The sequence below is a fragment of the Bacillus sp. ISL-7 genome, from assembly GCF_018613065.1.
Genome location: NZ_JAGGQW010000024.1, coordinates 20,659 through 36,022, shown reverse-complemented (window position 1 = coordinate 36,022; position 15,364 = coordinate 20,659). Strand labels below are relative to the sequence as shown.

Here is a 15,364-nt window from a genome sequence, read left to right as displayed (position 1 = left end):
CATTCCAAAATCCTGTCTACATGGGTGTTCAAAAGCATGTCGTAAATAATATTCAAAGGGATCCCTTAATTCACGGCCAGCATACGTTACTCCCTCAATCCCCATTTTCTACAAAGATATGGGGGCTTTTCTTCCGATTGTCTGCATAGAATGTAGACAAGGGTAAGTGATCTCTCAATGAAAATAGTTAACCTGGAGGGAATAACCTAATGCAATTTATTGAAGATGTTAAAGACGTGAAATTTAGTTTTTTGGAAAAGCCGCCGGCGTCGTCTATGACCTATGCCTTTGTTTATGTTAATAATCACAATGAATACTATGCAGTTAAAAATGGAGAGCGTTTGTCACGTAGTGAATTGCGGATTGGCAAATATAAAAGGGTTTATACAGTCAATATGCAGCAGCAAACCATCACCTACAAGGAAGAAGTCCCAGCGGCTACAAGAGGAAGAAGGTTTTCTGTCAATTTATTTATCGATATTGCCGTTGAACACCCCGAACGGTTAATTCAACAAAATGCAGGAGAAATTGGCAACATTTTTAACAATAATCTACCCTTCTGGGTGGAGTCGGAAGCAAGATTTTATCCTATTGAAGAGGATCTGAGTTTTGCCCGGCATATTGAAGAATTTTTTCAAACCTCGCCATTAGTAAAGGTATTAAGAGAGGCTGGTATTGTTGTTAGAAATGTTCGTGTTTTGATCCGGCAAGGTATTCGGGACCAGCGTCATGATGAGGCTATCGCCGATTTAGACCGGAACGCAGAACTATCTGCCTATCAAGAGGCTCTGGACTTGGAGGAAGCGCGCCGGATTTCGGCCTCGATTAAAGAAGCCCTTCAAGCAGGTGATTTTATCACTGCAGGGAAGCTTGGAGAAAAGAATGAAATGGCAAAGCGGTTAGTGGAATCGGAGTTTAGCCAAAATCAAGCCTTCAAATATGAGGTAAACAAACAACTTTTAAACTTGATCAACGATCACTCTATTGACCAGTTTGAGGCAGAACAAAGATTAGCCAAGCTAAAAAAGCTATTCCCCTATCTCCCCGTCAATCTGGAAAACATCAATAGAAAAAAACAGATTTCTGGTCCAAGGAGAGAACTATTATCCTATTTAAATAAAGGAGATTAGCGATTGTGGAATCCATTTTAAATCAGCTGTTTTGGATCTGGTCACTTATTTCTGTCCTGCCGGAATGGATCCGTATTTTTTTGGCTCTCTTTGTGCTCCTGCAGTTCGCAAGGCTGATTTTGTTGTACATTATACCTCCCTTCTTAAACTTATTGTGCCGTTTGTTGAAAAAAATGCTTTATCTCATTTCTTACCCAATCATGGCACTTCTTTGCATGATTCAAAGAAGTCGGAGAGAAGCAGGAAAAGCTGGCATATCTGTTTGGATTGATATCATTGAAGGAATGTTTGCCTGGTTCGAAAGTTTTCTCAACAAAATGATTCAGCTTTTCATAAAACGGAAAAGGAATAAGACAAGGATTAAAAGATGGACCTTCTATTCTGCGACAACTTTAGTGATTTTGCTTACTGCAGCAATGATCAACAATCCAAATGAGTGGTATACACAAAAATGGAAGAAAGCTGAGATATGGTTAAACCAAGAACCTGTATACATTCAAGCATCCGGAGTTTCCCCTGATCCAAAAGAATTAATTTTAAATAAGAAATACGAAGAAGGCGGAAATATTCGTGTAGCTCCCACACTTACCGCACCCCGACTATACACTATTACAAATGGAGAAATCATGCACTTTTTGAATGAAGAACAAGTAGATTCCAAAGGAATTAAGTGGCTAAAAGTTCACACCGCAAACGGGATCGAAGGCTGGATTTCAGCCTTGATTGTCAGGGAAAAATAATAAATTGAGAGGATTATTTACCGACTTAGTGTCGCAACGAATGGAACAATTTCCGAGATTTTTTGATCCTTTATCCAGTTCATAGAACAACCTAGATAAGGAGAGTGGACCCCTATGGGAATAGTTCCCTCTCCTTTTAAATCTTAGGAATTCAAAAACAAAACAGAAGAAAATTTTTTAAGTGCATCTTTATAATTTAATAACAGGGGAACTTCCTTCAATACAAAAAACTCCTTCCTTATTTGGAGAACCGTTTTCTGCATGATTAGGTTTTAACATATTGTTCCTGCCAACAGCAATAATGAAAACACCATCAATAAGTCATACTATGGGAAAGTTGTAACACACAGGAGGTTTCATTTTCATGAAATCATTCTTTATATTTGTTTTTCTTCTTATACTGAGTATAGGTTTTGCTGTTGCAATGGACTTGTTTTTAGGTCAGACAATTTCTCAATGTTGGCAGAACTTAAATAACCCGTTTTGGTTGATGGATTCAACGGAAATATCCTCCTCTTTAATTTTAATTTCAATATGGTTTTTAAAGCCTATGATTATGTTTGTGAAAAAGAAAATTCATTAAATATCTCGTAATCGTTGACTAAATTTTTTTCGAATCACAGCTATAAGCAGAAGGAATGCGGGTATGATTTCTCCAAAAAGAGGAAATATGGTTTTGAGTGAGAAATTTCCCTCCTCCAGATGTCCTGAAAAATCAAATGCGATCATACTAGAAGAATAGAGAATGATGATTCCGATAGGAGCTACCATTTTCCTATAATCTTGAAGGTTAAATAAAGCTGTTGCCCCCATAACAGCTGCATAATAAAAAACAGCAATTTTGAAAAAGTTGCAAATAATTAACGTTAAAATAACAATTAAATCTAGATGTTGTATAAATTCCCCAATGTTTATTTTACTTATCATTGTTAACAATGGAAATGATGAGCGACCTGCAATGTCAGAACCGAGTACAGCTATATCAAGTGCGATTGTATAGCTTAATGTCAAACCACTAAAAACCACTGCCCAAAATCCCATTTTTACCCCTTGTTTGTCGCTTTGCAGCAATGGAAATAGCATCGCAAAACAAATCATTTCTCCAAAGGGGAAAGATAATGTTTGACTATACAATGTTGTGAAAACAGGCTTCCATCCGTCACGAAGTATGGGTAATAAGTTATTTATATCAATAACTCCAGAATATATGAGAAGAAGGTTGCTTATTAGCCCTAAACATATAACCAGTACCAAATAGATTTGAGCTGTTCTGACTAACACTTCAATTCCCTTATAAAGAACATACGCGATTGTTATAATGATCGAGAGGTTAATAATCAGCAATGGTGTTTGATCTAATATGGCGCTCGTGAGAATTTCCCCCCCATCTCTCACATCTCTAGCTGCACCATAGATAAAAAAAAGGATATACAGTAAACTTAACGGCCATCCTATATATTTCCCTAAAATAGTTTGAATATAGCTGATAAGCGGTTGCTGCGGATATATTCGAAAAAGAGAACGGTATATAAAAAAAAGGATGATCCCACCTGCTGCTCCAAAAAAAATTGCCAGCCAAGCATCCTTCTTAGCCTGTAACCCTAAACTAACGACAAGAGCCGTACCAAAGTTAAACAAAACAATGAGAGAAAAAAACTCCCCGGCACTAATTTTTGCTTTTTCCATCGTTTACATATCTCCATTCCGCTTTTATCTATTCCTTTTCACTGAAAAGATATGGGATTGATCTCATCCCAGGACGTCTGATTCTCGTTTCGACATGAACTTCTACTTTGGATTTTGCAAAGATGTTACTCCAGTTATTTTCCATTTCCTTCCATTCTTGTTTATTTGTTCGTTCTAATGCTTCTCCAAAACCAAAAATATCCGTGTGATTTCTTTGTGCTTGTGATATTGCTTTCTCTACTTCTTTTTTCGTTTCTTTCGCCCATTTTTTTTCTAACTTTCTAATCTCTTTAGACTTTTTTAGGTCAATAGCACACAATATATGTCCAATACTGCCCTCTTGTTTAACAAACAGCTGAATGGTAGGAATACGATCTTGACTGCTGGCTTTAATTTTAGTTTTGGACCTTCGAACTTCAATACTAAGTCCCCTTTTTTTCTGTTTACAGCCGATACTGACAGCAGACCCTCTCAGCTTATTATTAATCACTGCAGCGCCTCGTGCTGTTTCACCATTCAACCATCCAACTAGCTTGCCGTGTTTAAACATAGCTAGACCGCTAATCTTTATAATTGTGGCTGGTGTGGTTCTTCTTATATCGGATTCCTTTAATCCTGATTCGGCATGTTCAATCAGTTGAACTCCACTAATAGCAGGCCCGCCACCTTTTCTTAATGCTCCCCGTATCACCTCATCCAGTTCAATATCGTAGCCTTTAGACAATTTTTTGACCATTGTTTCGAGCTTCCCTTTTATTGCAAATGCTGGGACTTTTTCTATAGGTGTAAGTGTTTTAAGGACTTCTTCCGCTTTAGCATCTTTAGCTATGAGTAAATTTGACGTTAAACGACCTTCATCATCTCTTTCAAAAAAATCTAATATACCGTGTATACCTTCTTTTGCTAGGTCTTCTCCGATTACAATAATGTTTATATGGGAAATCATTAGCTGTCGGGGTGTTACTTCTGCCGCATTGCGAAGTGCTTCGAATACCGTAGAACCAGAACTATTGTAAACTGTCACAGGTGTAGTTCTTCCTGTCCCTGTTTTTCCCGAAATTTCTGTTGGATTCACAACTTCATACGAGACGCGATATTCCTCTTTTCCTTTTGTTTTATCTAACCCTATGGCCATTACAAGAGCTATTTTATTTAACTCACGCTGATCCCAACAACCCGTAAGGAATATTGTACATACACATAATAAGCAAAAAAGACTGAAAACCGTACGCTTCATCTGCATTCCCCTTTGCTTTATTTCCTCGATTCACTAGCCGATGATTTGAGTTCATCAGTTTGGGTATTCCCTGCATCTTTTTGACTAATGAACCGAGATTGTGTTTCATTAGACTTGAAAGGAGCACGAATTACGGTATCCTTTTGGCCTTTTAAAGAAAAAGGCGTGAAGGGGGCCAGATATGGAATACCGAAGGAACGTAAACTATTCATATGAGCGACTAATAAAATCATCGCTAACGTCAGTCCGTAAAAACCAAGCAGTGCTGCTATGATCATTAAAGGAAAACGAATCAATCTCGCGGCAATGGTCAAATTGTATGCGGGTATCGCGAAACTCGCAATCCCTGTTATCGCTACGACGATTACCATTAATCCTGTGACAATCCCTGCTTCCACAGCAGCTTGTCCTAATACAATCGCTCCTACAATCGAAACAGCTTGTCCGACTGCCCGAGGCATACGAATGCCAGCCTCACGTAATATTTCAAATGTAGCTTCCATAATCGCAGCCTCGATCAAGGCAGGGAAAGGAACTCCTTCTCGTTGAGCCATAATATTAATGAGAAGAGAAGTTGGAAGCATTTCCGGATGATAGGTAGTAACTGCAATGTAAAAGGATGGTCCCAGTATTAAAATAAAAAAGCTTGTATATCTAATTAATCTCATTAGTAAGGCAATATCAAATCGCTGAGAATAATCTTCCGATGATTGAAAGAACTGCGAAAAAACAGTTGGTAAGATGAGAATAAACGGAGTACCATCAACTAATACGGCTATTCTCCCTTCCAATAAGTTACCAGAAACTACATCCGGCCGGTCTGTATTATATATAGTTGGAAAGGGAGTAAAGGTCCGATCTTGAATAAGTTCTTCAAGGTATCCTGATTCAAGAACAGCATCAATCTGGATATCTGTCAGCCTCTGTCGAACCTCCTGTACAAGCTCATTACTAACAATTCCCTTTATATACATAATTGCTACATTAGTCTGTGAAACCTTTCCGATTCTCATCGTTTCTAATCGTAGCTGTGGACTTTTAAGATGTCTCCGAATAAGAGCAATATTAGTTGTAATGGATTCGTTAAAACTGTCCTTAGGTCCTCGGATAGTAACTTGCGAAGTCGATTCTGTAATTGGCCTCCACTGACCACCTCTTGTACTGCCCGATATAGCTTCAGCATACCCATCTATCAAAATGATTGTATCGCCTGACAAAATGGAAAAAATGAGTTCATTCCAATCTTTTAGAATATTTACATTCCCAATTGTTAAAGCATTATTTAAGATAAGATCGAATACATGATTAGAATCTATTTCTAATTTACTGTCTGCCGTATCTACCATTAACGATCGTATAACATAGTCGTTAACAGCTTGCTCATCCGTTAACCCGCTTATATAAACAACCACAACTGGAATGCTTGGAGTGCTCCCAATCTGAAACGAGCGAATAACGAGATCAGGGCTATCACCAATTTCTTGTTTAATTTTATGCAGCATAGTTTCTAAATTAGGCTCGAGTGAGTATCCTTCTGTATCAGATATCAGTTTTTTTCTTTGCTCTGCCTTGGAATGTTTATTTTTAATTCGCAGGAATTTCATACCATTTGAATACTCCTATTCATCATTTTCATATAACCTATTATCAGTTTTACATATTTAGGTTATTCATTAAATATTTTCTATTTATTTTCAACTTGGTATGAGTAAATTGGAAACACAGTCGTAGACGTCCCGTTCCTTTCAAAGAATAGCAAAAGAAAAAGGCATTATCACAAGCATGTCCCGGAAAGGAAAATGCTGCTTGGATAATGCCCGACATTGAATCCTCCACTATAAGATAGGAAGAATTCCACTCGAACAGGGAGCATAAATTGGTGCTTTTTCATTGTCTCACTTTAATAGGTCTGTTCAATTAATCCAAGAGCTTTTTTATTAAGTAAAGGGAGCTTAGCAATGTTTTTATTTTTCCTAAATTCTTAATTCCACATGATGGTCGAGTCCGTCATCTCGTAATTCCACAAATGGTCCAGCAGATTTTTCCTTTTCAGAAATCGGAATTTGCACACCGTCAACTGTCAACTCACTTTCACTGTTACCAGAACCATTCTTAACGTTAATGTGGTAACGAGTATTCCCAAATCGGTACGTAGCCGAGAATCCCGGCCACTCACTTGGAATACGCGGATCAAGATAAAGTCGAGTTTCTCGTCGCCGAATCCCTAATATCCATTCGATACCGGCCTGATAAAACCAGCCTGACGCACCCGTATACCAAGTCCATCCTGAATGTCCCTGATTCGGTTCTGCCGTATACACATCAGCAGCAATTGCGTATGGTTCACCTGTATATCTTCTTACTTCTTGGTCGGTACGAGTATGCGTGATCGGATTAAGCATCGTAAACATCTCCATTGCTTTTTCACCGTTACCAAGCTGACACCAAGCGATGATGCCCCAAATAACTCCATGAGTATATTGGGCACCATTCTCCCTGATTCCTGGTGGATAACCTTGTATATATCCAGGGCTTGGTTCGGTCTGATCGAAAGCTGGAGTCAACAGCCGAACAACAGCAAGGTCCCGCTCGACGAGCTCCCGGTCGAACGAGTTCATTGCCTGAACAGCACGATCCATTGGTGCTGCACCTGAGATTACGGACCATGATTGAGCAATGGCGTCGATCCGACACTCCTCATTTTGAATGGAACCGAGCCATTGACCTGCATCGGTAAAAGCCCGTCGGTACCACTGACCATCCCAGCCCTGCTCGTTGAGAGAGTTTGTTAACTGTTTGCGCAATTTCTGGAATGATTCCACCCGTTCAGAATCCCCACGCAATCCGCAGAGTTCGGCAAATCGGTTCAGCACATCACAAATAAACCAGCCGAGCCACACGCTTTCGCCTCGTCCCTTCACACCAACCTGATTCATGCCATCATTCCAATCTCCCACTCCGATTAATGGCAAACCATGCTCACCAATCCGGCCCAATGCCCGATCGATCGCTCGCAGGCAATGGTCGTATACCGTGCCCGTTTCAGAAGATCGTACGGTCGGTTCATAGCGTTCGTGTTCACCCTCAGCAAGCTTTTCACTCGTTAGAAACGGTGCGACTTCGTCCAAAACCGTTTGATCACCAGTATGCTCGATGTAACGTGAAACCACATACGGCATCCATAATAAATCATCAGAAAACGTCGTTCGGATACCACGTTCAGTTTCTTCATGCCACCAGTGCTGCACATCCCCCTCTATATATTGGTGGGAAGCGTGGAGCACAATTTGTGCTCTTGTTTTTTCTGGCATCGTATGCAGGAGTGCTAGTGAATCCTGTAATTGATCGCGAAAGCCAAATGCTCCTCCAGCTTGATAAAATGCAGTTCTTGCCCATATTCGACAGGCAAGTGACTGATATAATAACCACCCGTTCAACAAAAAATCTGTTTCCTTTGACGGGGTTGACACTTGAATTTGGCCTAAATGCTGATCCCAAAAAGCAGTAAGCTCCTCCATCGCTTGATCACAAGTGGAAGGTTGGCTGTATTTCTTAGCTAACTGTAAGACACTCTTTTTAGAGTCGTCGCAGCCTAACAGAATATAGACAACCTGTTCTTCATCTGGCTTTAGCGTGAGCTTAGTCTGAATCGCACCACAAGATTCGTAATGCGTGCCTGTCCGACACGACAAACCAACACGACCCATTCCCGCTGGATGTTCCATGCTTCTATTTCGTCCAATAAATTCGTTGCGGTCCGCCGTCCACGTAAGATCGTTTGAATAGTCAGGGCCCGTATCAGCACCTTGCTGCGGATATATCCCCAAAAATGCGGTTGCATCACGGAAGGTTTCTTGATATGTGTTTTTGGCGATCATGACCCGCTCAGACTCAACCCATTCTGTCACAATAAATGGTGCATTCGCTTGTCGTTGAACCCCTAAAACCCATTCGGCATAATAGGTAAAAGAAATATGCCTTTGCTCCGCAGTCTTGTTTTGCAGCTTCACCCTGATGATTTTCACAGGATCCTCTAATGGTACGTATACCAGCATTTCGTGTTTAATGCCGTTTCTTTCGTGATCAAACTTTGTAAATCCTTTGCCATGCGTTATTTTATATGGCTCGTTTGAATGGACTGAGGATGGTGCACCTGACCACACCTGGCCACTTTCTTCATCTCTTAAATAGGCTGTTTCCGTGGGTGGATCAAGGACGGGATCATTGGACCATGGCGTAAGCTTGCATTCACGGCTGTTCCCCCACCACGTATAACCCGATCCCATCTCGGAAATGAGACAGCCAAAACGAGGATTGGCCAGGACATTAATCCACGGCGCCGGCAAGTGATTTCCATTTTTGATCATGATCCGGTACTCTTTTCCATCGGGGGAAAACCCGCCCCAACCGTTAAAAAATAACCAATCCTTCGTTTCCTCTTGGATGGTTTGCCCAGAAAAAACGTACTTATTTTTAGCAGAAGGCACCGGCTTAAGTTGTTCCGGCAACCCATTCTCCGTTTCAGCCTTAAGCAGTCCATTTTCTGTTTCAACCTTAGGCAAGCGCATTTGCGTTTCTAAACTAGCTCCGCCTGCGCGGAACTCGACTCGAGCTACTGCCATTAACAATGCTTTGTCCTCCGCAGCCAATTGATTAGAGGCGATGACATATACACCAGATAAACCTGCACCAAAACGGTCCACTCCATGTTCTGCCGACTGCTGAAGTGCTTCTTGCAAGAATTGTTGATAGCCTTCCTCCGATTCATTAAGGAGAACAAGGTCGAATAAAAGACCTAGTCGCCTGATGTATTCATGACCTGTTAATATTTTAACCACGAACGGCATTTGGCTGCGGTCTTCAATTCGGACGAGGACGATCGGTCGATCCCCAGATACCCCAAAACTCCAAAGTCCAGACTGACCTTTAGTATTGATTGAAATACTTTGCCCTCGGCCCTTCTTGAGCGGGGGAGTATATAAAATATGACCTGCCAGCCTTTGGAAATTAGTTGCCTCTTTATTCGTTAAATGCAGATTACGAATTTCAATCTGTCCTCGGTTCCATGATAATTGAAACGCCCGTTCCACTGCTTGATTAGGAGCAAACTTACGCACAATTTCGATCGCATCTTCCTTTGTCTCACTAACCGAAGTAACGGCAACTAATCGAATTTGCTTACCGGGTTCAATGCAGATCCGCCGTCTCATCACAAAGGCTGGATCGGCCACCGAACCAACCTTACCACGAAGGCGAGTACGAATTCCTTGGGGATTGGAGAGTCGATAGCCCCGGCCAATAAAGCTAGCTCGGTCTGTTTCAAATTCAACCGATCCAAGCGTATCACCGTCCACCATGAGTGAATGTGCTGACCAAAGTGTCTGGTCATTCGCTTCACGAGGTCTTCGGCCAGCGATAAGGCAGCCTGATTCCGCATCGAAAGCAGTCCGAATAAACAGCTTGCTAAAGGCAGTATGGGCAATATCTGCGATGGGATTGGACAAAGCTAGCTCAACAAAAGTTGTAACCTCCAAAACTTTTGCTTCTTCACTGCTATTTGTCAATGTTATTCTACGCAGCTCCGCATTCCATTCTGATGAAACGCAAATCTCCATACTTGTCTTAACCTTTCCATCCTCCCGCATATATGTTGCACGATCTAATCCAAATTGTACGCGTTGTTCCGAAGAATTAACTCGGCATGGTTGGTACGACGCTGACCATAGTTTATCTTGGGAGATATCTCTAATATAAACATAGCTTCCCCATGGATCCATTACCGGGTCTTCGCGCCATCTAGAGACTAATAAACCTTTGTACTGGCTAAAACCACTGCCGGTATTCGTTACCACTGTTGTGAACGAACCATTTGAAAGAACGCTGACCTCGGGAACCCTTGTGTCAGGTGAAATATATTCTCTTACGGTTTCAACATCCTGAGCGCTTTTTGAATAAGGCTTGTGTACACGTCCCAAAGCTGGATGCTTAATATACTTAGGCGTTTTAGGAATCCGTTCTTGTAAGAGCAATTCAGCTGAACGTATTTGTTTGTTCCGATGGAATCTCTCTACCATTGTTTTTGGCAGTAATAGGTTCGCCAAAGTTAGGAAGCTCATCCCTTGATGATGGGCCATAAAACTTTGAATCACCTTATGTTGCTTGCCATTAGGCAGCCGTTCTTGCGTAAAATCCATTGCTTCATAAAAGCCATATTTTCCTCGACCATTTAACTGTTCTATTTTTTTCAAAGCATCCAAAGCTTGATCCTTTGCAAATGGCAGAGCCATGATCGTGGCGTAAGGTGCAATCACCAAATCTTGTTCAAGTCCCCGTTTAAATCCGAGACCCGGGACACCGAAGGCCCGATACTGGTAATTCATTTGATAATCAAACGCATAATAGCCTGACTCGGAGATCCCGAATGGCACTCCACGCTGGTGTGCGTATTGAATTTGGCGATCAACAACCGCAGCATACGTCTTTTCCCACAATGTATTTCGATAGGTCCTCATTAACAGCCATGGCATTAAAAATTCAAACATGGTTCCAGACCAGGACAAGAGGACGGGCTGTTTCCCAACTCTAGTCATCGTTCTTCCAAGTACATGCCAGTGGGACACAGACACTTGACCAAGCGCAATCGCAACAAAGCTAGCAATTCTTGCCTCAGACGCCATTAAATCATATAGAACCTCATCCTGTATATTTCGATCAGCATGGTATCCTAAGGAAAATAGCTTAGCCCTATGATCAAATAGTGGCTGGAAATTGGTTTCTTCAATCAATTTTTCGATACGTTTAAGCAACATTTGACCCCTATCGCGCCAAATAATACTTGCCTTCTTACCATTTAGTTGTCTCGAGACATCTGGTGCGATTTCTTCGGAAAAAGCAGTCTGCAGCTTATCATTGTTATGAAAGTGGTAAATCGGAGTTTCCTTTTTATCATAGGATTCCAGCCACTCGGCTAAGCCTTCTTTTACCGTAATAAGACAGCCGACTAAATTTCCTGAATCAACGGTTGATATATACCTTGGCGATAACGGGTTCAGTGTCTCTGTATCATACCAATTGTATAAATGCCCTTCCCACTTTTCCATTCGCTCAAGTGTCTCCAATGTACGCTCCAACCGCAAAATTAATCCAGGGGTATCAATAAACGCAAAATCCCTTGCCGCTAAAGCACAGGTAAGATACATCCCGATATTGGTAGGAGAGGTTCGATGCGCCACCCCGTTCGGCGGGTCCATTTGCACATTGTCAGGTGGCAGCCAGTTTTCTTTTTCGGTAACATAATCTTCATAAAAAGACCATATTTGCTGAGCCAGGTTCGTCAATTCTTCGAGCTCATCTTCCGAAAAAGCCATATGTTCCTGTGGAGACGGCTGATCGAGCCACCTTATTACTAATGGAGCACATACCCACATCACACTTAAGGTAAGCCCAATGATTTGCACCATTTTATTTTCATTAAATAATGTTGCCGCCAAAAACAAAATACAAAGAACATAACCTCCCCACATGCCTTGGAGTAAAGGAGTCCCCTTCCGTTCGCTATTGCGATTCACTTCATCTGATGAGACCCATTCGAGCAATCGTTTTTTTGAAAACACTAAACGGTACAACGTTCTAGCAATGGCATCGAGCAAAAGGACCATTTGAAACGGCAGGGTAACAATCCCTAACAAGACTTGAGCCCCCGTGTTTAAAACACTACGCAGATTCATGAAACCGATTTGAGCGGTGACAAGCTGGCGAAGAACCGGCAAAAACCAAGTTGCAGCCACCAAAGCTAACCAGCGTAAAGGTGAACCCGGAAGGATCGTGACTGCTAAAAAAAGGATGACAAATAATGACGTAGACAATAGACTCCGCCGCATATTATCAATGATCTGCCACCGAGTCAGCACAGACAAATCGACTGGCAGCATTTCACCTCTTCGGTTATACATTCTTGGCAGCAACCATAGTAATAGCTGCCAATCTCCTCTTACCCAGCGATGGAGCCGCTTTTGAAAGACGAAAAACTTTGTTGGATAATGATCAATTAATTCAATATCGGAAAGTAGGCCTGCCCGCAGGAAACTGCCTTCAAGTAAATCATGACTCAACACCCGGTTATCCGGAATCCGTTCACATAGCACTTGATAAAACGTATCAACATCAAATATTCCTTTTCCGGTGAAAATTCCCTGACCTAGCGCATCTTGATATGGATCAGAAACTGCAAACGCATATGGATCAAACCCTGGATCTGCCGACCAAAGACTGGCAAAGCGCGATTTCATTGAGGCCTCATGGCTCATACTGAGTCTTGGTTGAAGCACCCCGTAGCCCTCTATCACTCTTGTCTTTGTATCATTTAGGACCGGCTGATTATAGGGTAGATGCAGCGTCCCAATCATTCGCTGTGCGCTTTCAAGTGGAAGTTGCGTATCTGAATCGAGAGTAATGATATAACGCACATCCTGAAGTATAGTCAAATCGGCTTTTATTAAAGCAAAGCTGGTATCCTTTCTCCCTTTTAGCAGCTCTACAAGTTCTACTAACTTTCCTCGCTTTCTCTCCCATCCCATCCATACACCCTCAGACGGGTTCCATTGCCGCTTTCGCTGAAAGAGATGAAAGTTTGTGTTGGAATAAGTATTTCGTAATCGTTCAATTTCTCGTTTGGCGGCTGTTAAAATGATTTCATCCTGTTCGAGAGACTCTGTCTCCGCATCCTTGAAGTCGCCCAATAACCCGAAGTGAAGATTGGAATCCCGATTCGCCAAATAATGCAGTTCAAGCCGGTCCGCCAACTCCTTTACTTCTGTTATCGATGTCCAGATGACAGGAATCACAACCATCGTTTTCGCATCAGCGGAAATTCCTTTTGAAAAATCAAATCTCAATAATGGGACTGGACCTTTGACTCGTTCAATGAACCAATGAGCTGAAGTAACTGCCCATTCTGTCGCTGGGAACAAGAGAATTCCTAGAATAGCAAGCCATTGAAGCGGTGAAAAAAATTCATCCCAACCTATCCAAATCGAAAAGCCAATCAAGAAAACAACGAAGTATACTGCTAACATATTAAAATACGTCCCGGTGGCTCGGCGCATTAACCCTGTTTCTGGGAGAGCTCGTGGTTTACCACACATTTTTAATGCTTGTCTCAATAGCATATTGCCCTTGGGATCTAATAAGTAATAGGCAACAAATAATTGCCGATTTTTCTCCTTACTATTTCTCTCGCTAAGTTCCTTTCCATTTTTATCGGCTCGTACCTCGCTATTTGCCGGTTCTCGCGGTGCCTCAACTGATCGTTCCTCTCCATATTTATCCGCAAGTTCCACTGCCTGTGATGCCACAAGGTTTTCCGGCAGATTTAAACGTCTCGCTAGCTGCTCGACCCTCTTTCGGAGAGTTTCACGACTGGAGAAGTCCAATTGCGCATAAAAGCCGGTCTTCTCTTTCCTTAGTGATTGTTCAACTATGCTAATTTGCTCAAAGGTTTCCTTCCAGTCCCAGCGAGAAAGCTTACGCAAGCTTGTGATCAGGTTACCTGTCGTCACTTGCAATGCTGCTTGGAGCTGAAATTCATATGACAATATGTGATCCAGGCTCTCTGGTCCATTCTCCAATTTGCAAATGAGCCATTCACCGACTGTTGCTGTATAATCAGCTCGTTCGCGCAGATGTTTTACCAAATGGACAATCATCGGTCCAGAAAGAGGCATTTCATGTCCAGCTTCCTCTATTACTTGCTTCAGTTTTTCTGGTGTGATCTCCGATGTCTTGATACCAGAAAGTAACTTCTCAACCAACACACAAACATCGCGTCTTTCCTTGACTGTATCCATGATTTCGGCCAGCCGACGAATCAAAGCCACCCTCATAATAAGCGGTACTGCCCAAACTTCACCCAATGTCAATACGGAAACTTCCTGATATGACTGGAGATAGGAAATATATGAATCCATATCCAAATGCCCGTCGTTAAATTGAAGATAGTCTGTACAAATAGAAAAAACTCTGGAATCCCCCGTTTTTTTAAGGTGGGGTAAAGAGTTAACAAACTTCTTTGTTAAATTTTGGTTTACTTCAAGTACCTGCTCTTCCAAAAATTCCGCGTTATCTAGTAACCACTCTTCAGCTGGCTGTGAACAGGATGAACGATTATCTCTTAAGTCGTTAACAAAGATGCGCAATTTCTCAAAGTCCGACTCATTTGACCGTAAAAAGCGCGCTGATGTCTTTCGGCTTATGAAAGGATCGTGGGTTAATGCAGTTTTATGCGCTTCTTCTCTTAGCTGCTCTTTATTAAAAATCATTATTTTCCTCCCCAAAAAGCATTTTTCACCAATGTCTTATACTGATAAAAATTGCCCATTTTGGCTGGAAAATATGCAAAATGGTTCCAAGGAGAATGTCAAGAGCTGGCATTTGAACTGAGTGCATGGAGTGGAAATCAACAGGCCCATTAGCAGGTACAATGAATAATTAAATGCTGAGAATAAAAAATTGCCGAGAAAAATACCCTTTCTCGACAATCTGAGAGGAGCGCGTTGCATTCCTCTCTTTTTATT

General features: G+C 41.7%; 7 protein-coding genes. 3 read left to right on the top strand and 4 right to left on the bottom strand.

The window, feature by feature from the left end; all coding sequences use genetic code 11:
• Window positions 1–209: 209 nt before the first annotated feature.
• The 3 genes from J7E66_RS07220 to J7E66_RS07210 all read left to right on the top strand — a co-directional run bounded on the left by J7E66_RS07220 (window position 210) and on the right by J7E66_RS07210 (window position 2,453).
• Complete coding sequence (locus tag J7E66_RS07220) at window positions 210–1,130, top strand: hypothetical protein (RefSeq protein WP_214998723.1); 921 nt, start codon at window positions 210–212, stop codon at window positions 1,128–1,130.
• 5 nt (window positions 1,131–1,135) lie between these two features.
• A complete protein-coding gene (locus J7E66_RS32580) occupies window positions 1,136–1,870 on the top strand; it encodes an SH3 domain-containing protein (protein ID WP_214998721.1) in 735 nt (244 codons plus the stop codon).
• Window positions 1,871–2,234: 364 nt separating this feature from the next.
• Window positions 2,235–2,453 (top strand): YczF family membrane protein, encoded by a 219-nt coding sequence (locus J7E66_RS07210; protein ID WP_214998719.1) that lies wholly within the window; start codon window positions 2,235–2,237, stop codon window positions 2,451–2,453.
• Here the strand turns inward: J7E66_RS07210 and J7E66_RS07205 are convergent.
• The 4 genes from J7E66_RS07205 to J7E66_RS07190 form a co-directional block, all read right to left on the bottom strand.
• Entirely contained in the window at window positions 2,450–3,556 is a 1,107-nt protein-coding gene (locus J7E66_RS07205) for a GerAB/ArcD/ProY family transporter (protein WP_214998717.1), read from the bottom strand. The two genes, J7E66_RS07210 and J7E66_RS07205, sit on opposite strands and share 4 nt — an antisense overlap.
• A gap of 28 nt (window positions 3,557–3,584) precedes the next feature.
• Entirely contained in the window at window positions 3,585–4,793 is a 1,209-nt protein-coding gene (locus J7E66_RS07200) for a Ger(x)C family spore germination protein (RefSeq protein WP_214998715.1), read from the bottom strand.
• A 17-nt stretch (window positions 4,794–4,810) separates the two neighbouring features.
• Window positions 4,811–6,397, bottom strand: coding sequence for a spore germination protein (locus tag J7E66_RS07195; RefSeq protein WP_214998713.1), 1,587 nt, complete (start codon window positions 6,395–6,397; stop codon window positions 4,811–4,813).
• 369 nt (window positions 6,398–6,766) lie between these two features.
• Complete coding sequence (locus J7E66_RS07190) at window positions 6,767–15,109, bottom strand: glycoside hydrolase family 94 protein (RefSeq protein ID WP_214998711.1); 8,343 nt, start codon at window positions 15,107–15,109, stop codon at window positions 6,767–6,769.
• Window positions 15,110–15,364 lie beyond the last annotated feature (255 nt).